Below are 18,208 nucleotides of genomic sequence, written 5' to 3'. Positions count from 1 at the left end.
GAATGACCGTCGAAACCCGCGCGCAACTTTGCGCGCTTCTTGTTGGAGTTCTCGCTCGAACAAGGCGTCGTACAGGTCTTATTTAGACGATGGGAAAATGGGTATGCGCTACGGCGGAGTAAAATTAGCTAAACCGCCGAATTATAGCGCAAAGCACCCCCGACTGGCAACCGAATCCGGTGCGTCGAAGGTGTTTAATAGATGTCAGTCTGTTAAATTGATGCAGCGCAGCTTAACCACCGATGGCGGTGATGCCAGCCTTAGCAATTTGTACATCTTCCGTCGATTTCACGCCGGACACGCCTACCGCGCCCAAGCATTGACCGTTGATGACGATAGGTACGCCACCTTCCAGCATGCCTTCCAGCGTCGGCGCTGTGATGAACGAGAAGCGACCATTGTTGATGATGTCTTCATAGACTTTGGATTCGCGACGGCCGAGCGCAGCGGTTTTAGCTTTCGCTGGCGCAATGTGTGACGAAATCGGCGCAGCACCATCCAGACGCTGCAACCACAGCAAATGACCACCATCATCCACGATCGCGATCGTGACGCACCACTTGTTCAGAATTGCTTCGGTTTCAGCCGCTGCAGCGATTTTTTTTACATCTTCCAGCGTCAGTACTTGTTTTGTTTGCATGGTGCCTCCTGTCAAAAGAAGAATGAATTGTACGACATCACAGTCGTGTTGAAATCAATGCAAGCTTCTTATTCTGTTTAAATTGCCCTGCTATTCTGTTCCGCGTTTATGCTCTTTGCTGTTTCAAGAGCAAATCAACCAAAGGTTGCAGCTCTATCGACAACTTACCTATGTGCGCAAGCACTTGATCTTCCTTGCCTTCTTTAATCCAGCGCAGCAACGTAGCCAGATCAATCGATAAGTCGCTCGTCTTTTCCTGCACTACCGCACCACTGACAGCTATGCCAGGCAAACTCTCGCCCTGCTGCAATAGCGTCGCTTCTTCCGCGCCGATCACACCTGTGATTCCGTTTTGCAAACCGAGCAAAGCACGACTTCTTGCTACTTTACGCATGTCATCCAAGGCATTGACACCAGCCTCATCACACTCCGTAACGGACACTACGCCGCAGCTAGCAATCAACACCATCTGACCGTCTTTGACCAAATTGGCATTCGCAATGGCACGGCAGACACGTTCGGCAAAGTTACGTGCGGAATCGAAATGGATACTACCGGTCGCAATCGTGAATTCGATCTCGCCGGTGCGCGCGACACAATCGGTTTGACGTACCGTACGATGTAGAAGTTGGCCGATCGCATTAATCACACTCGCTGGCGGCGATGCAGGATAACCCTCAAGCGCAATATGCTTGAGTCCTATACATGCGTTCAAGACGACAAAATTTCTATTCTGGCGCACCGCGCTGATGCGCATCCCTTCTGCACGCGCTTCCCACTCTTCCTGCGATAACAATTCAACCTGATCGTCTACATCGCCTCGATGCACTAATGCTTCCAGGCCGCGTTCGAATTCGTTTTGCGTACTGACCAGTTTTGAAAGAATATCCAGCCGCGACAATAATTGCCCTGTAGCTATACCCTTGGTAATCAAATCGGTCGCGCCTGCAGCCTTGGCACGATCACGTTCGGCTTGCTCATCGCTGCCCGACACCACCACCACCGGCATATTGCGGATACGGCTGATTTTTGAGGAGCGTATGCGCTGCAACAAGCCGTAGCCATCCAGCTTGGGCATCGTCAAATCAGAAATCACGACGCGTATGCTGGGATCGATCAGCAAAGCTTCCCACGCCTGCTCGCCATCGAGCGCTTCGCGGAACTCAAACATGCCTTCGATGTGCTTGATCAAGGTCGCACGCACGATGCGTGAGTCATCTGCGATCAAAATGCGGGGTTTCAAGGAGAGCGCGTCAGGTGTATCAGTCAACATGCAAATCAAACCTTTTCAATGTTGGTAACAGCATAACGCCAGCGAATAAATTTTGACAGCACTTACAGATTGACATACATTCCGTCAGTTACATTGAAGGAAATCGCATCCGATGACATTTTTGCAACCTCACTTTCGCACTGGCCAACTGGCACGCTCAGCCGTATTAGCGTTCAGCCTGCTGGCGACTTCTGCGTGGAGCGCAGATACGCCGCCACCAGAACCCAATGCGCCTATGAGTAAGTTGCAAACCTTATCGCATCGCGCATCGGATTTGGCGATGGAAGCGATGGGCATGCTCGGCATCCAATATAAATACGGTGGCGACACCCCGGAAAGCGGCCTTGATTGCAGCGGTTTAGTCCGCCTTATTTTCAAGGAAACCTGGGGACTGATTCTTCCTCGTACCTCGAAAGAAATCAGCAAGGTCGGCCAGCATATCGATAAAGACAAGTTGCAACCCGGCGATCTGGTTTTCTTCAATACGCTGAGAAGAGGTTTCTCTCACGTTGGCATTTACCTAGGTGACCGCAAATTTATCCATTCACCATCAGCCGGCGGTGAAGTACGCATAGAGAGCATGGATATCGGTTACTGGAAAAAACGCTTCAATGGCGGTCGCCGCATCAGTGAACCAGAAATAGATACACCACAATAATTCAAAAAAAAACCGCACATATCAGTGCGGTTTTTTTTCGTCTATTGCTCCCGTTTGTTGGCGAGTTTTCGTTTAATTTCCGGCATGGCTGCCATCGCAGCTTGCTCACCGGCCAACACGGCACGATTACGACCATTGAAATCATTCCCCTTCATCGTCCCCAACTCAGGACGAATCACGATATCTGCATCCTTCAGTTCATAGCGGTTGATGCTCTGCCCCATGATCGCAAAAGTCTGCAGCAGTACATCGAGTGAACTCGATGCCAGTTGCGCCTCAGGCTGCACAGAAATATTCACTGCAATAATAAAGTCTGCGCCCATCTCTTTGGCAAAGTGCACAGGCACGGGCGCAACCAAACCGCCATCGACATACATCTTGCCACCAATTTTCACAGGTTGAAAAAGGCCAGGAACAGCGGATGAAGCACGTACCGCAAGCCCTGTATTCCCACGTTGAAACAGAATCGGAAGGCCGCTATTCAAATCCGTTGCCACTGCGGCAAATGGGATTTTCATCTTCTCGATGGGCAAATTGTGCACTGATTTATTGACGTAATTTTGCAATGCATCGCCCTTCAACACACCACTCGATTTGGCAAAGAATGGCACCGACCAATCTGAAATCGCCGCCTCATCCATAGCCAAAGCCATTTGCTGCAAAGCAAAACCATTATTACCGGCAGCATACAAGGCACCGACCAAACTACCGGCACTGGTACCCACGACCATATCCGGCACTATGCCTTGCGATTCCAAAGCCTTGATCACACCAATATGCGCAAACCCGCGCGCAGCACCACCACCGAGCACGAGCGCAATTTTGACTGGTGTCGCGGATTTAGGCGTCACCACTACCGGTGTCACCGGCTCGGATTTGGTAGGCAGGAATGTACATGCCGCCTGCAGTACTAGCAGGCCAGCCAACAGAAATTTACTGGAATAGCTTTTCAACATCTTGGACCATTTTTTTACAAAGAACGAAGATTACTCTTTTTCCGCCTGCCTAGTTGTTACGCAAAGTAAACAAGGAAAAACCACAAACCAGCAATTGAGAATCGTTTTCATTCTTAACGAAATCCTACTATACTTCTTGCAACGAAAATCCCAACTACTGACAAACAAGGATGCATATGAGACTAGCAAGTACCCTACTCGCCGCAATTTCCCTGATGGCCACCGTTTCAGTCACACAAGCACAGGAAAAAGTGTTGAACCTGTACTCGGCACGCCATTATCAGACAGATGAAGTTCTGTACTCCAATTTCACCAAACAGACCGGCATCAAGATCAATCGCATCGAAGCAGATGACAATGCCCTGTTCGAGCGCCTGAAGAATGAAGGCAAGAATAGCCCTGCTGACGTGATCGTCATGGTCGATGCCGCGCGCATCTGGCGCGCCGAGATTGAAGGTTTCTTCCAACCAGTTAAATCCGCCGTCCTGACCGCCCGCATTCCAGCCAATCTACGCGGCAAGGACGATGGCCAAGGACCTGAATGGTTTGGTTTTTCTACCCGCGCACGTTTGATCGTCTACAACAAGGCAACAGTTAATCCTGCCGATGTCGCCACATATGAATCCTTGGCGGATCCTAAAAACAAAGGCAAGGTATGCACACGCTCAGGCTCGCATCCTTACAATCTATCCCTGATCGGCTCCATGATTGAACGCGATGGCGAGAAAGCGACGGAACAATGGGCCAAAGGCATGGTTGCCAACTTCGCACGCCCACCACGCGGCGGCGATACCGATCAGATCAAGGGCGTTGCTTCCGGTGAATGCGGCGTCGCGATTGCAAATTCCTACTACTACGTTCGCATGCTGCGCTCAACCAAGCCTGAAGATGTCGCGGCCATGAAAAACGTAGGTTTCGTCTGGCCGAATGCAAAAACAAGTGGCACTCACTTCAATATCGCTGGTGGCGGCGTCGCAAAGAATGCACCGCATCGTGAAGCCGCTGTGAAATTTTTGGAATATTTAGCCAGTGATGAAGCACAAGCTTACTTTGCAGATGGTAATAATGAATGGCCGGCAGTCGCCAAAGTACACGTGAAAAATGAAGCGCTGGAATCGTTAGGTAAATTCAAGATGGAGAATGTATCTGTCGCATCCATAGGCAAAAATCAAATTGCTGCGCAAAGAATTCTGGATCGCGTTGGCTATAAATAAATACAAATGAGTTGATCGCTTCTGTATCTCTTGCGATCAAAAAAAGCTGCCCGGGAATCGCCATTATTAGCGACTACCGGGCAGCTTTTTTTATGCGACATCAAATTTTCATCTGGGAACTACATCCCGTCCTGGCAAAGTTTTAGCGCATCATCCCACGTCGGCAAACCGCAAAATGTTTGCATAAAGCGTTCGCAAGACAATAAGGAGTTATGCGGGCGTTTGGCTGGCAACGGATAATCTTGCGTTGTAATTGGTGTGACTAGCGGCTTCTTGAGCATGGACGCGTGTGCAACAATCGCCTGCGTAAAACCATGCCAGCTTGTGCTTCCTTGTGCCGTTAAGTGATAGAGTCCCCCACGACTTAACCAAACATCCTGATCCAAATCTGCATCTTTCTGCGTACCGGAATATCTCTGCATTTGTATCAAGGCATGCGCAGTTGCCTCCGCTATTGTTCGACACCATGTCGGCGCACCCAACTGATCCGCAACAATACGTAGCTCATCTCGCTCTTGCGCCAGACGACGCACTGTTAACAGAAAATTCTTACCTCTGGCGCCGTAGACCCAACTGGTACGCAAAATCAAATGAGGAATACCTGAAGCCTGAATCGCCAATTCACCAGCCAACTTGCTACGACCATAAACGCTTTGCGGATTCGGTGTATCTTCTTCCGTATAGCTTTCCACTTTGTCGCCATCGAAGACATAATCGGTCGAATAATGAATCATTGCCGCACCCAATTTCTTCGCTTCGATTGCCATTACTTCTGGCGCTTCTGCATTGATGCGCATCGCAAGATCTGTTTCGCGCTCGGCCAAATCTACCGCCGTATACGCTGCAGGATTGACGATCAATTGCGGCTTGATCGTACGGATGACATCACGTACCTGATCCAGATTACTCAAATCCATTTGACTACGATCAAGCGTAACAATCTCGCCCAATCCCTGCAGCGTACGTTCCAGTTCATAGCCGACCTGCCCCGTCCCACCGGTAAGCAATATCTTCAAGCGAACACCTCAGCTTCAACCAGTTGCAGTCCTTTTTGATCTTTACCCGACAAAACCGGCGGCACATCTATTGGCCATTGAATACCGATAGCGGGATCATTCCATGCAATACAACGCTCGTATTCCGGTGCCCAGTAATCCGTCGTTTTGTACAAAAATTCTGCTGACTCACTGATCACAACAAAACCGTGTGCAAATCCTTCGGGGACCCACATCTGTCGTTTATTTTCTGCTGACAAGACCGCACCAACCCACTGGCCGAAAGTTGGAGAGCTTTTACGAATATCGACAGCAACATCGAATACTTCACCCGACACCACGCGAACCAGTTTTCCCTGAGCTTGCTGTATCTGGTAATGCAAGCCACGCAATACACCACGCGCTGATTTGGAATGATTGTCTTGTACAAACTGGACTGTTTTGCCAATGGCTTCTGCAAAACGATGTTCGTTGAAACTCTCGAAGAAAAAACCTCGGTCATCACCAAATACTGTCGGTTCAATCAACACAACATCTGGAATCTTAGTATTTTGAATTTTCATACTCAAAACACTTTATCGTCGAGAATGCGCAACAGGTAGCGACCGTAACCGTTTTTCTTTAATGGCTCTGCCAGTTTCTCCAACTGGGCAGCATCGATATAGCCTTTACGGAAAGCGATTTCTTCAGGGCAGGCAACCTTCAAGCCCTGACGATTTTCAATTGTGGCAATGAATTGCCCCGCCTCCAGCAACGACTCGTGCGTCCCCGTATCTAGCCACGCCATACCACGCCCCATCAACTCGACATTGAGTTCATTTCGTTCCAGGTAATATTTATTCACATCGGTAATCTCAAGCTCACCACGCTTCGATGGCTTGATTGATGCCGCAATATCGCACACTTGATTATCGTAAAAATACAAACCCGTTACGGCATAGTTTGATTTCGGCACAAGTGGCTTTTCTTCAATACTGACTGCACGACGTGACGCATCAAACTCTACAACGCCATATCGCTCCGGATCCTGAACATGATAAGCAAAGACCGTCGAACCACTTGTACGATCTGACGCCTGTGTTAACTGTTGATCGAAAGCATGACCATAGTAAATGTTATCGCCCAAAATCAACGCCGATGAACCATTACCTACAAACTGGCGACCAATGATGAAAGCTTGTGCCAAACCATCCGGCGTGGGCTGTACTGCATAAGTTAAATTGATACCCCATTGACTACCATCGCCCAACAACTCTTGAAAGCGCGGCGTATCCTGTGGTGTGGAAATCAACAAAATATCGCGTATCCCCGCCAACATTAACGTCGTCAGCGGGTAATAAATCATCGGTTTATCGTACACTGGCAGCAATTGCTTGGAGACTGAAATCGTGACCGGATACAAACGCGTGCCAGATCCTCCAGCGAGGATAATGCCTTTGCGGTTTGTTGGATTCAGAAGTGCAGTCATGCTACTCCCTGGTGTTTTTTGTCTGCCGACATTTCTCGCTGACTGTAATTCTTTTCCAGCCATTTAGTGTAATCACCAGACTGTACATCACGCACCCACTCCTGATTATCCAGATACCATTGGACAGTTTTTTTAATGCCGGTATTAAATGTTTCAGCCGGTTTCCAACCTAGCTCACGTTCAATTTTACGTGCGTCGATTGCATAACGACGATCATGTCCAGGACGATCCGTCACATATGTAATCTGCTGTCGATAACTGTTACCAGCAGCAAGCGGCCTCAGTTCATCCAATATATCGCACAGTGTATGAACCACATCAAGATTAGCTTTTTCATTCCAGCCCCCAATGTTGTACGTCTCTCCTGGTCGGCCATCTGCCAACACGCGACGAATCGCAGCGCAATGATCACCGACATACAACCAGTCACGTATTTGCTGCCCATCGCCGTAAATAGGCAAGGCTTTGCCTGCAAGCGCATTGGCAATGACCAGTGGAATCAATTTTTCGGGAAAATGATAAGGACCATAATTGTTCGAACAATTGGTCGTCAGGGTTGGCAAACCGTAAGTGTGATGATACGAGCGTACTAAATGATCCGATGCTGCCTTCGAAGCCGAATACGGACTATTCGGTGCGTACGAAGTTACTTCAGAAAACGGCGCATCGTTCGGACCAAGTGAGCCATATACCTCATCAGTGGAAACATGCAAGAAACGAAAATTTTCTTTGTCTGCACCAATCAAATTCGACCAATAGCTACGTGCGGCCTCAAGTAAACTGAACGTGCCATTAATGTTCGTCCGCACAAATTCAGCAGGGCCGTGGATAGAGCGATCCACATGACTCTCCGCTGCAAAATGGACTATGGCAGATGGCTTGTGTGCCATCAACAAAGATAGCATCTGCTCAGTATCGCAAATGTCCGTGTACACAAAAATATGGCGATCGTCATTACGTAATGACATCAAATTATTCAAATTACCAGCGTATGTCAGCTTATCGACATTAATAGTTGGTTCGTCGCCATGAGCTAACCAGTCCAATACAAAATTGGAACCGATAAAACCAGCACCACCTGTTACTAAAATCATTCAATTACCCATGTGCAGTAAATACTAGGAAAGAATGCTGATCATCTCTGAAGTTGAGAAAACTATTTAATGACCTGCTTTAAATCAGGCTTCGCTGATTTTCCATCAGTGCTAGCCGCAGATAAATTAATAGAGATACTGGCCCTTCCTTTTTCTCGCCAAAGAAAATCTTCTATTCCACACTGCGGCGCATATTCACTAACAACCTGCAGCAACAAGGCGCGGACTTTTTCGTACTCAAATTGCTCGCATGCACTCTCCAGTGCCAGCAACAATTCTTGCAAATCCGCCCAAGGAATTTCTGCCTCCTGCGCGCGCATGATCAAAGGATGCTGAGTACCCTCGACATTCGAACCGATTAGCAATTCTTCGTACAGTTTTTCACCAGGACGCAACCCTACATGCTGAATCTCGATGGCATCGTTCGAGTCACTATCACCCTGAACTTCAAGCCCGCTTAAGTGAACCATGCGCGTTGCCAAATCCAATATCTTGACCGGCTCTCCCATGTCCAGCACGAAAACGTCCCCACCTTCGCCCATCGCACCTGCCTGCAACACCAGTTGCGCTGCTTCAGGAATGGTCATGAAGTAACGTGTAATTTCAGGATGCGTCAGGGTAATCGGCCCACCCGCCATGATCTGTTTGCGGAAGAGTGGTACCACTGAGCCAGAAGAACCAAGGACATTACCAAAGCGCACCATGCAAAACCGTGTTCCGTTTTGTTTGCGCGAGAATGCCTGCAGAATTAATTCTGCCAGTCGCTTGGTCGCGCCCATGACATTGGTTGGACGCACTGCCTTGTCGGTAGAAATTAATACAAAACAACTGACCTCTGCAGCGATTGCCGCTCGTGCCAAACACAAGGTTCCCAGCGCATTATTACGTATCCCCTGGATCGGATTGTGCTCAACCAAAGGGACGTGCTTGTAGGCAGCTGCATGATAGATAGTATCTACAGAAAAAGTCCGGAGAATGCGCTCACACTTTTCCGACTCTAGTACTGAGCCGAGAAAAGGTAATACATTCACGTCTGCGTCCTGTGTTTTTTTTATTTCCTGCAGCTCTTGCTCAATTGAATAAAGCGCAAATTCTGACATATCCAATAACAACAAGCGTTTCGGTGCCAAGCGAATAATCTGTCGGCACAACTCGGAACCGATTGATCCGCCCGCCCCCGTCACCATCACGGTTTTCCCTGTAATACAGCTTGAAATCAAACGTGAATCTGGCTCTACCGCATCTCGTCCAAGCAAATCTTCAATTTCAATATCGCGTATATCTTGAACGCGCAGCTCACCATTGACCAGACTCGCAATGGGAGGAGTTACCTTGATTTTGACCTTGAGAGGCTCCAGTTGCTCCAAAATCAGCTTCTGCTGCACCTTGCGCAAAGAAGGCATCGCCAGCAATACTTCCTTAATCTGTTTTTCCGCTACTAAACGCGGCAACTCACTGGAAGGCCACACCTTGACACCCGCGATGGTCGCGCCGTGTAACTCCTTCTTATCGTCGATTAAGGCAACAGGTAAATATTCATGTCCTGCACGCAATGCGCTGGCCAGTTGCATACCGGAATGTCCCGCACCATAAATAGCAACGCGTACGGCGCCACCACCTCTGTCATCGGCCCTAAGCAAATAACCACGCGCCAGGAAACGACTTGCCACCACATACAGGATAGCGCTGACCCAATAGATACCGAATACCCCGCGCGATAAGGGCACTGTATGGGAAAAGGTTGCGAGTGCAGCCATGCAGATAACCGATAAAGATACCCCCAATACGACGACATACACGATTTTCTGATCGATAAATCGGATCACTGCACGATACAAACCAAGCCGCAAGAATATAGGAATGGAAATAAGCGGCGCGGCTACAATCATCCAGAAATACATCTCGAACAATTGTGGAGTGCTGCTATCGTAACGCAACAGGACTGCCAGATAAAAAGTCAGCGGCAATAGGATCAGGTCAGCTGTGGCTGCTATCAGCTGCTTCTGAAACCGAGGTAATTCAAGAAATGATTTCATCTGAGTTCAGTGAGTAATACCGTCTTTTTTTAATACTTTTTGGAATGTTAGAACTAGAATTTTCATATCAAACCAAAATGACTGGCGCTTCAGATATTCAGCATCAAGCGCAACCTTTTCGGGTATAGGCAATTCATCACGACCATTAATCTGTGCCCAACCAGTCAATCCCGGCTTGATATTATCCACCCCATAACGAGTACGCAAAGCCACCAAATCATCTTGGTTAAACAAGGCCGGACGTGGCCCAACAAAACTCATATCCCCTTTGAGGATACTCCATAACTGCGGGAGCTCATCTAGGCTGGACTTGCGCAGGAATGATCCTATCGGCGTCAAGAACTGTTGAGGATTAGTCAACAAATGTGTCGCCACTGCCGGAGTGTCCACCTGCATGGTTCTGAACTTGGGCATCTTAAAGATTTTATTATGTACCCCAACCCTATCCGACCAATATACGGCAGGCCCTTTTGATGTCATTTTAACAAAAAAAGTAACCAGCATGATAGGTAATAGCAAGATGCAAGTTGCCAACAAGGCCAGCACCAAATCAAATATTCTTTTCATACTAATGGCTAGGAGTGCGCAAGATAGGCGGCAACGGTATTTTTGAGTGCCAGATCCATACTAAGGGGCGGATGCCATTGTAAGGTTGTTTTCGTATGTTTTATATCAACTTGTAATGAACCCAACAGACGATTCGCCACTTCGGACTTCCCCATTAGGGCAGCCATACCACCAAGCAATGCCGCCGATACCGGAAGAAGCATGCTTCTTTTCCGCATGGCCTGCGCCAGCATACGCAGCAACTCCGACACACTGACATCATGATCATCCGAAACCATGAAAGTCTGACCAGTTGCTGCCGGATGCCGGACACAAAGGATCAGCAAGTCATGCAAGTTGTCTACCGCAACCATGCTCCGGCGATTGTTGATAGCCCCCAATGGCAATGGCAATCCGATTTTGACCAGTTGCATCAAACGCTCGAAGTTCGCACGCACGCCAGGGCCGTAGACTAAAGGTGGACGTACGATTACCACTTCCAGGCCTGTAGCCTGAGCCAATTTCTTTAATGCGATTTCTGCTTCCCACTTCGACTGGCCATAGGGATCCATAGGCGCGGGCATATCAAAAGCGGTAAAAGGATGGTCTGTGGTTTGTTCGCCGTTTACCTTGACGCTGCTAACGAATACAAAGCGTTTGACACCCGCCGCAATCGCCTGCTGCGCCAGGCTCAGCGTTGCTTCAACATTCACTGCGCGAAATGACGTCAGCGGATCGCTTGAGGTGTCATTCATTACATGCACCCGCGCGGCTAAATGAATCACTGCGCCGCAGCCGTGCAACGCCATTCCCCAGTCGGTATCAGCATTCAAATCACCAATAGCGACTTCATCGTCACGACTTTTCTTCCGTACTGCCGGGACAAAAGGAATACCACGCGCACGCAATGCTGCACAAAGACTGCGACCGACAAAGCCATTGGCGCCTGTAACAAGGATTTGATTCATGGCTTTATCGCGCAAATGAAAAAGAGTGAGATGCAAGGCTGGCGCCCGGCGCAACTACTTGGACCAGACCACGCGATTGATGTAATCGATATAACTGGCAACGACTCTTAACACCTGTTTCGACACATAAGGATTTTCATAGTCGGCAACGGCCAAGACCGGCGCCGGATCGGAGGTATATTGCGAAGTCACGATATCGATCGCTTCCATTACCCGTTCCGCCTTCAAGCCAGACATGATCAGCGTTCCAACGTCCATCCCTTCCGGACGTTCATGGGCATTACGCAGTGTAATCGAGCACAAATTCAGCAAGGAAGTCTCTTCGGTAATTGTCCCGCTATCGGACAATACGCAAAAAGCCTCCATCTGCAATTTAATGTAATCAATAAAGCCAAACGGTTTGGAGAGAATGATCCTCTCATCCAGTGGCCCATGACCTAACGCTTCCAGACGCTTGAAGGTACGAGGATGGGTTGAAACCAATACCGGATAACCATAACGCTTCACCAAAGCATCGAGCGTTTCCAGCAAATCCCGCAAGGCTTCGGGGGAATCAACGTTCTCCTCGCGGTGCGCACTGACCAGGAAATATTTACGTTTCTCCAGCGACAGACGATCAACCACATCCGACCGGTCTATCTTGGGCCGGTAAAAGTCAAGCACCTCACGCATATGCGAGCCGGTCTTGATAATAGTTTCGGGCTTGATGCCCTCTGCCAATAAATAGCGTCGCGCGTGCTCGGTCAACACCATATTGATATCAGCCAGGTGATCCAGCACCTTACGATTCAACTCTTCCGGTACCCGCTGATCAAAGCAACGATTGCCGGCTTCCATATGGAAGACCGGTATCTTCCTGCGCTTGGCGGGGATAATAGCAAGGCAGGAGTTGGTATCGCCGTAAAGCAGCAAGGCATCAGGCTTTTCGATTTCAAAAACTTCATCCGCCTTCATGATTACTTGCGCAATTGTTTGCGCGGCGTTGGTGCCGGCGGCATCGAGAAAGTAATCTGGCTTGCGGATTTCCAGATCATCGAAAAAAACCTGGTTTAATTCATAATCGTAATTCTGCCCTGTGTGTACCAGAATATGTTGCGTATGCTTCTCCAGCTCCGCAATGACACGACTCATCTTGATCAATTCGGGACGCGTCCCGACGATCGTCATGACTTTACGCATTCAAGGCCTCACGCACTTCAATCAGATTCAATAAAAGTTTCTTGATCGCCTCGACATTCAAACGTTCAGTATTGTGCGAGGTGTAATCATCCAATTCTGAAATGTGAGATTCGCCTTCAACAAAATATTTGCTGTAATTTAAATCACGATTGTCAGCGGGAATACGGTAGTAACGCCCCATATCGTCTGCCTTCGCCATTTCTTCACGGGAAATCAGCGACTCATAAAGTTTTTCACCGTGACGGGTACCGATAACCTTGACTTCATTATCCAGCTTGAACAATTCTCTTAAGGCTTGAGCCAGATCAGCTACGGTAGAAGCCGGTGCTTTCTGTACGAATAAATCACCCTGCTCTGCATGCTCAAAAGCATGCAATACCAAATCAACCGAATCCTCCAAAGACATCAGGAATCGCGTCATATTCGGATCGGTTACCGTGATCGGCTGGCCGGATTTCAATTGATTAATAAAAAGCGGAATAACTGAGCCACGAGATGCCATCACATTGCCATAGCGTGTGGAACATACGACCGGGCCGCCTTCGGGGATAGTACGGGACTTCGCAATCACCAATTTCTCCGCCATGGCCTTGGAAATACCCATTGCATTAATTGGATAGACTGCTTTGTCGGTACTCAATACAACCACCCTCTTCACTTTGGAAGAGATAGCCGCATTCAAGACATTTTCTGTACCGAGCACATTGGTTCGTACTGCTTCCATTGGATAAAACTCACAGGATGGAACTTGCTTGAGAGCCGCCGCATGAAATACAAAGTCAACCCCCGTCATCGCCTGGGCCAGGCTATCGTAATCACGTACATCGCCGATATAAAACTTGACCTTGTCGTTTCCCAAGGCGATTCGCATATCTTCCTGTTTTTTTTCATCCCGACTAAAGATACGTATTTCCCTGACAGCCGTATCCAGAAATCGCTTGAGGACCGTATTACCGAACGAACCTGTACCGCCGGTAATCATCAACACTTTATTGTCAAACATGCAAATTCCTTATTTTTCTTCTGATATCTGCATCTGCAGATTGACGAAAACCTGCGCGCCCCTCTGACGCAGATTGCGTTCTAATAACAATCCAACTATTGGAAATCGCGTGTCTTGTTGCCACGCTTATCCAATAAATTCCGTTTTACCCAAAGCGCACTGTGCGGCTCATGTACGGCCGAATGCTCGAATGGGCGCCCGTCCTTTGTGTAGTAATACAGAATAATCGACTTTCTCGATGTGCCTTCTGGAAACTGCAAAGGATTAGGCAGACCATGGAAACTGAAATCATGGGTGTCAAAAATCACCAGACGATTAAAGATAGGATCAACCGTTTTCAGGCACTCTTCACCTTTATCATCGTAAATACCGAATTGACCGCCCCATTCCGGTTTGTAGTCAGGATTTAGATAGAGAATGGCATTGACCCGCCGATTCAATCCTGAAGCATCGTGGTAATTTCCATCCACATGCACATCCAGCAAACCACCAGGAACGGTTACGTTCAGACCGCCCCCACTGAAATACGGATCCGGCATCAGTTTTTGAATGCCAATACGCTCAGCCATCGCATTGAGAAAGAGCGACGAATTCAATAAACGAATGGTATCTACAATGCCGTCCGGCACATCAAATTCGGACGACCATTTGGTACGCATTTTTATTTCAATGTCGGCGTCGCTGGTCTTTTCCCATTGATCACTCTCAGGCACCGGAAAATTGGCATAACAAGCGTTTGCCATACGCTCGTCAAGAAAATTATCGATGACCAAATGCCTGAAAGGCTCATCGAAATATTCCACACCTGATCGCGCATTGATAATTTTCTCGACGCAAGAAAGCGCCATCTCTTTTAAATCCGCCTGGGAAAATCGCGCTTTCCCGATTTCGTCAATTTTCATCTTAAAGGACCATCTTGTTATTTAACTCAATACAATTGGGCTGCGCACTAACTATATTTATGCATGCTCTCGATTAAATCATGCCAGCCAGGCGCATGGTAACCAGTAGCCTGTGCGAAACGCTCAGCATTCAAAGAGCGATCTATCACCAGGGAATCATCAGGAATGATTTCAATGGATTTACCATAAACATCCGCCACCAATCGAAGTAATTCGTACTTGGATATAGGCTGTGCGGCCACATGGTAAAGCCCATGTAAATCAGGATTCGGGATAATAAATTTGCGAATAATTTCCGCCAGGACGACAGTAGGGAATCCAGAAAAAATAGCGCGCCTGAATCCCGAGCAACTTCCCTCTTGTGACAAAAACCACCCTATCAGTCCATTTGCACTTTGTAGTTCACGCCCAATAATTGAAGTCCGCAAGGTCAATGCCTGAGGATAGTCAACCTCACCAAGGAATTTGGATCTTCCATACAAATCCTTGGCGTCGGAAATGTCGGATTCCGAATAGTTACCCGCCTCCCCGGAAAAAACACAATCCGTACTCATATGTATCAGGCGTGCGCCGGATACTCCACATAATTTGGCAAGTCTGTGCGGTAATGCGGCATTGATTGAAATTGCATGTAAGCGATCTTCCTCACTCATGAATTTCTTGATCAAGCCAATACAATTAATCACAACATCGGGGCGAACCTGCAAGAAGGTCTGCAACAAGGAGTCATACTGTTCAACATCGACGCCTGGCAACAAATTACGAGCGATATCCTGATGAAAAAGCTTCTTTAAGCCTTCGGAACGAATCGTGCCGTAGACATCCCAATCACCTTCCTCACTCAATATCCGCATCATGGCATTGCCAAGCATGCCACTGGCTCCCAGAACCAATATTTTCATTCTTATTTCTCTTTGAGGTCACTCACGGACCGTAAATGTTCGATTAACTGCGTAATCAACATATCATGCTCAAAATGCTTCTTATAATATGCGCGTCCACGAGCCCCCATTGCCTCTCGCTCCTGCTTACTCATATGGTAAAACTGCAAAATCGTATTTGCCAATGCTTTGCCATCCTCGGCCGCAGCGGCCAGTCCAGCGCCCGCCTCCAGAACTATATTTGCCCCCTCGCCATTAAGAGAAGCAGCAATTGGCCTGCCGGCGGCCAAATAAGCCTGTATTTTATTCGGTATTGTTGCCTGGAATATCTCTTGATCCGTCAGAGTCACCAATAAAACTGATGCTTTTTGCATAAAGGCGGGCATGGTTTCAACCGGGAATCGACCAGGAAGATGCAGATTGCTCAATTCGCGATCCCGTTGCTCCTGCAGCATCCACTCGCGTCGACTACCATCCCCCATAACCACGAGCTGCACATCCGGATATGGCTTGAGCAAAACAGCTGCCTCAACGATAGTCTCAACCGCCTGCACAGTTCCAATATTCCCGGCAAACAGCACAGAAAAATCACTTCCCAGCCCTATTACCTCTGGCAAGTCTTGCCTTGTAGGATGTGCAAATGACGGATCGACCGAATTCGGATAATACACAACCGGCGTACCCGAAGCCAATGTTTGAACCAAGGGTACAAATGCCCTGGATTGTACCAACAAGAGGTCGGCACGACGATAAATGAAGCGCACCAGCGATTCAACCATTTTCAGGGCAGTTTTATTACGGACATGCCCAGTAGCAGAAAGGCTTGCCGGCCATAAATCCTGAACCCAGACAATCGCACCACAGCGCTTTAGCCAAGCCAGGAAAATCGCAGGAATCGCCTGCAAAATGGGCGAAGGCGCATAAACCAGAATGGCATCATAACGTCGTTTGCGTAGCATCAGAGCACCAAACAACAGTCCTGAAACGACAAAAGAAAGATAGTTGACGGCCAGTCGGCGCCCTCCTCCCACACCTCTGGCAGCAAGCGGCACGCGAAACAAAGAAACGCCATTCCAGATCTCGCGCATACATCCCCAGCCGCGATAACCTTCAAATTTTTGACCTGCAGGATAATTGGGCTTACCAGTCAACACATCCACTTCTACGCCCTTCTCAGCCAATGAGCGAGCGATATCGTTAATGCTAAAACTCTCTGGCCAAAAATACTGGCTGACGATAAGTACCTTCATTTTTTTACCGTCAATATGTTTTTATATAGTTTCAGATACTCTGCAACGATTGACCCCCATGTATAGCGCTGCATAACAAAATCACGGAAAAGAGGCCCAAGACGCTCCAGCATACCCGGCTCCGTAATCACGCTCTCCAGCCCGGCTGCGATGCCAGCTGCGTCGGCAGTAGTCTCAAGGTCAGAGCAAATCGACTTAATTTCTCCGAATCCGCATTGATCGGTTACCAAAACCGGCTTGCCACAAATTCCGGCCTCCAATGCCACAATCGACATCGCCTCCTGTCTTGAGGGGACAGCAAGCAGCGTCGCTGAGCGATAAGCGGCAACCTTGTCGGGTCCGCTCACAAAACCCAGGAAATGTACGCGATCGGCGATCCCATTCTGCCGCGCAAATTCAAGCAACCCATCCTGCATTCCCTCATCTGGCCCTGCAAACGCAAGATGGAAGTCATAAATTCTGTTTTTTATCAATAAAAAAGCCTGCAACAGCAAGTCAGGCCCTTTAATCAAGTTCAAACGCCCCATGAACAATATCAAAGGTCGATCGGGAAGGCCTTTCGCCTCACGAAATGCTGTCACATCTATATCTGGAAAATCCTCAACAGCGACACCATTTGGAATAACAGTAATGCTCGATGCAGGAATGCCATATTTTTCAAATTGGGCAAACTCAATTGGTGTCACAGCTATCCAAGCAGACGCATTCCTGATGATCACATTGCCAATCAAAAAATTGTATAAGCGCTTGAGAACTGCAGAGCGACCGAATATAGGCAATGCCCCAGCTGGACAAACCACATACGGTTTTCCCGCCCGACGGACTGCCACATATACCAATGCATTCAGCACTCCCCAATGCCCCATTAAGTGAATGATGTCCGCATCGTTCACTAATTTTCGAATTGTGTTCCAGTTTATTTTCGGGACATAAAATCGCCGCCATAACAATGGCATGGCCACGACCTCCGCTGGCTTAAGCGCCGCGACCCTAGCCTCTTTAAGTCCTATATCGATAGTCAGTACGGTACATTTTGTATTCGCCCTAGCCAAAAAACGGCTCATCTGAAATGTACGTTCTGCTGTCCCTCCCCCTGTTTTGGAGTCCAGCGATGAATTGACGTTAAGTACCCGCATCTAGCTCGT

At 48.3% G+C, this 18,208-nt stretch carries 18 protein-coding genes; 2 read left to right on the top strand and 16 right to left on the bottom strand.

Annotated features, from left to right (window positions below):
• Window positions 1–232 precede the first annotated feature (232 nt).
• Window positions 233–640: a GlcG/HbpS family heme-binding protein gene (locus BQ6873_RS00665; RefSeq protein ID WP_076590926.1), complete on the bottom strand. Its 408-nt coding sequence runs from the start codon at window positions 638–640 to the stop codon at window positions 233–235.
• Between the two features lie 106 nt (window positions 641–746).
• Window positions 747–1,883: a GGDEF domain-containing response regulator gene (locus BQ6873_RS00660; protein ID WP_231949175.1), complete on the bottom strand. Its 1,137-nt coding sequence runs from the start codon at window positions 1,881–1,883 to the stop codon at window positions 747–749.
• 142 nt (window positions 1,884–2,025) lie between these two features.
• Between BQ6873_RS00660 and BQ6873_RS00655 the strand changes: the two genes are divergently transcribed.
• Window positions 2,026–2,571, top strand: coding sequence for a C40 family peptidase (locus tag BQ6873_RS00655; RefSeq protein WP_076590924.1), 546 nt, complete (start codon window positions 2,026–2,028; stop codon window positions 2,569–2,571).
• Between the two features lie 41 nt (window positions 2,572–2,612).
• On the opposite strand, the gene BQ6873_RS00650 is transcribed toward BQ6873_RS00655, so the two are convergent.
• Complete coding sequence (locus BQ6873_RS00650) at window positions 2,613–3,527, bottom strand: patatin-like phospholipase family protein (RefSeq protein WP_076590923.1); 915 nt, start codon at window positions 3,525–3,527, stop codon at window positions 2,613–2,615.
• A gap of 176 nt (window positions 3,528–3,703) precedes the next feature.
• Between BQ6873_RS00650 and BQ6873_RS00645 the strand changes: the two genes are divergently transcribed.
• Complete coding sequence (locus BQ6873_RS00645) at window positions 3,704–4,741, top strand: Fe(3+) ABC transporter substrate-binding protein (RefSeq protein WP_083664349.1); 1,038 nt, start codon at window positions 3,704–3,706, stop codon at window positions 4,739–4,741.
• Between the two features lie 119 nt (window positions 4,742–4,860).
• On the opposite strand, the gene rfbD is transcribed toward BQ6873_RS00645, so the two are convergent.
• From rfbD to BQ6873_RS00580, 13 genes are all read right to left on the bottom strand, one after another.
• A complete protein-coding gene (gene rfbD, locus BQ6873_RS00640; protein WP_076590921.1) occupies window positions 4,861–5,757 on the bottom strand; it encodes a dTDP-4-dehydrorhamnose reductase in 897 nt (298 codons plus the stop codon).
• A complete protein-coding gene (rfbC, locus tag BQ6873_RS00635; RefSeq protein ID WP_076590920.1) occupies window positions 5,754–6,299 on the bottom strand; it encodes a dTDP-4-dehydrorhamnose 3,5-epimerase in 546 nt (181 codons plus the stop codon). The genes rfbD and rfbC overlap by 4 nt, the downstream gene beginning before the upstream one ends.
• Before the next feature lie 2 nt (window positions 6,300–6,301).
• Window positions 6,302–7,204, bottom strand: a complete 903-nt coding sequence (rfbA, locus tag BQ6873_RS00630; protein WP_076590919.1) for a glucose-1-phosphate thymidylyltransferase RfbA — start codon at window positions 7,202–7,204, stop codon at window positions 6,302–6,304.
• On the bottom strand, window positions 7,201–8,298 hold the full coding sequence (rfbB, locus tag BQ6873_RS00625) for a dTDP-glucose 4,6-dehydratase (RefSeq protein WP_076590918.1): 1,098 nt from the start codon (window positions 8,296–8,298) through the stop codon (window positions 7,201–7,203). Before rfbB ends, rfbA begins: the two co-directional genes overlap by 4 nt.
• A gap of 62 nt (window positions 8,299–8,360) precedes the next feature.
• On the bottom strand, window positions 8,361–10,334 hold the full coding sequence (locus tag BQ6873_RS00620; protein WP_076590917.1) for a polysaccharide biosynthesis protein: 1,974 nt from the start codon (window positions 10,332–10,334) through the stop codon (window positions 8,361–8,363).
• A 6-nt stretch (window positions 10,335–10,340) separates the two neighbouring features.
• Window positions 10,341–10,901, bottom strand: a complete 561-nt coding sequence (locus tag BQ6873_RS00615; RefSeq protein ID WP_076590916.1) for a sugar transferase — start codon at window positions 10,899–10,901, stop codon at window positions 10,341–10,343.
• 8 nt (window positions 10,902–10,909) lie between these two features.
• Window positions 10,910–11,848, bottom strand: coding sequence for a UDP-glucose 4-epimerase family protein (locus BQ6873_RS00610; protein WP_076593873.1), 939 nt, complete (start codon window positions 11,846–11,848; stop codon window positions 10,910–10,912).
• 54 nt (window positions 11,849–11,902) lie between these two features.
• Entirely contained in the window at window positions 11,903–13,027 is a 1,125-nt protein-coding gene (gene wecB, locus BQ6873_RS00605) for a non-hydrolyzing UDP-N-acetylglucosamine 2-epimerase (RefSeq protein ID WP_076590915.1), read from the bottom strand.
• Window positions 13,020–14,030, bottom strand: a complete 1,011-nt coding sequence (locus tag BQ6873_RS00600; protein WP_076590914.1) for a polysaccharide biosynthesis protein — start codon at window positions 14,028–14,030, stop codon at window positions 13,020–13,022. Before BQ6873_RS00600 ends, wecB begins: the two co-directional genes overlap by 8 nt.
• Window positions 14,031–14,125: 95 nt before the next feature.
• Window positions 14,126–14,932: a 2OG-Fe(II) oxygenase gene (locus tag BQ6873_RS00595; RefSeq protein WP_083664348.1), complete on the bottom strand. Its 807-nt coding sequence runs from the start codon at window positions 14,930–14,932 to the stop codon at window positions 14,126–14,128.
• Between the two features lie 47 nt (window positions 14,933–14,979).
• Window positions 14,980–15,834: a dTDP-4-dehydrorhamnose reductase family protein gene (locus BQ6873_RS00590; RefSeq protein ID WP_076590912.1), complete on the bottom strand. Its 855-nt coding sequence runs from the start codon at window positions 15,832–15,834 to the stop codon at window positions 14,980–14,982.
• Between the two features lie 2 nt (window positions 15,835–15,836).
• A complete protein-coding gene (locus BQ6873_RS00585) occupies window positions 15,837–17,063 on the bottom strand; it encodes a glycosyltransferase family 4 protein (protein ID WP_076590911.1) in 1,227 nt (408 codons plus the stop codon).
• On the bottom strand, window positions 17,060–18,199 hold the full coding sequence (locus tag BQ6873_RS00580) for a glycosyltransferase (RefSeq protein WP_076590910.1): 1,140 nt from the start codon (window positions 18,197–18,199) through the stop codon (window positions 17,060–17,062). Before BQ6873_RS00580 ends, BQ6873_RS00585 begins: the two co-directional genes overlap by 4 nt.
• Between the last annotated feature and the right edge of the window lie 9 nt (window positions 18,200–18,208).

The organism is Herminiimonas arsenitoxidans (assembly GCF_900130075.1).
Taxonomy (GTDB): Bacteria; Pseudomonadota; Gammaproteobacteria; order Burkholderiales; family Burkholderiaceae_D; genus Oxalicibacterium; species Oxalicibacterium arsenitoxidans.
The sequence above is the reverse complement of the archived record's forward strand: the minus strand, read 5'-3'. Positions and strand labels throughout refer to the sequence as shown.

Coding starts and splice junctions, on each gene's coding strand:
- BQ6873_RS00665 (WP_076590926.1), bottom strand. CDS start 640: ATGCAAACAAAACAAGTACTGACGCTGGAAGATGTAAAAAAAATCGCT.
- BQ6873_RS00655 (WP_076590924.1), top strand. CDS start 2,026: ATGACATTTTTGCAACCTCACTTTCGCACTGGCCAACTGGCACGCTCA.
- BQ6873_RS00650 (WP_076590923.1), bottom strand. CDS start 3,527: ATGTTGAAAAGCTATTCCAGTAAATTTCTGTTGGCTGGCCTGCTAGTA.
- BQ6873_RS00645 (WP_083664349.1), top strand. CDS start 3,704: ATGAGACTAGCAAGTACCCTACTCGCCGCAATTTCCCTGATGGCCACC.
- rfbC (WP_076590920.1), bottom strand. CDS start 6,299: ATGAAAATTCAAAATACTAAGATTCCAGATGTTGTGTTGATTGAACCG.
- rfbA (WP_076590919.1), bottom strand. CDS start 7,204: ATGACTGCACTTCTGAATCCAACAAACCGCAAAGGCATTATCCTCGCT.
- rfbB (WP_076590918.1), bottom strand. CDS start 8,298: ATGATTTTAGTAACAGGTGGTGCTGGTTTTATCGGTTCCAATTTTGTA.
- BQ6873_RS00620 (WP_076590917.1), bottom strand. CDS start 10,334: ATGAAATCATTTCTTGAATTACCTCGGTTTCAGAAGCAGCTGATAGCA.
- BQ6873_RS00615 (WP_076590916.1), bottom strand. CDS start 10,901: ATGAAAAGAATATTTGATTTGGTGCTGGCCTTGTTGGCAACTTGCATC.
- BQ6873_RS00610 (WP_076593873.1), bottom strand. CDS start 11,848: ATGAATCAAATCCTTGTTACAGGCGCCAATGGCTTTGTCGGTCGCAGT.
- wecB (WP_076590915.1), bottom strand. CDS start 13,027: ATGCGTAAAGTCATGACGATCGTCGGGACGCGTCCCGAATTGATCAAG.
- BQ6873_RS00600 (WP_076590914.1), bottom strand. CDS start 14,030: ATGTTTGACAATAAAGTGTTGATGATTACCGGCGGTACAGGTTCGTTC.
- BQ6873_RS00595 (WP_083664348.1), bottom strand. CDS start 14,932: ATGAAAATTGACGAAATCGGGAAAGCGCGATTTTCCCAGGCGGATTTA.
- BQ6873_RS00590 (WP_076590912.1), bottom strand. CDS start 15,834: ATGAAAATATTGGTTCTGGGAGCCAGTGGCATGCTTGGCAATGCCATG.
- BQ6873_RS00585 (WP_076590911.1), bottom strand. CDS start 17,063: ATGAAGGTACTTATCGTCAGCCAGTATTTTTGGCCAGAGAGTTTTAGC.
- BQ6873_RS00580 (WP_076590910.1), bottom strand. CDS start 18,199: ATGCGGGTACTTAACGTCAATTCATCGCTGGACTCCAAAACAGGGGGA.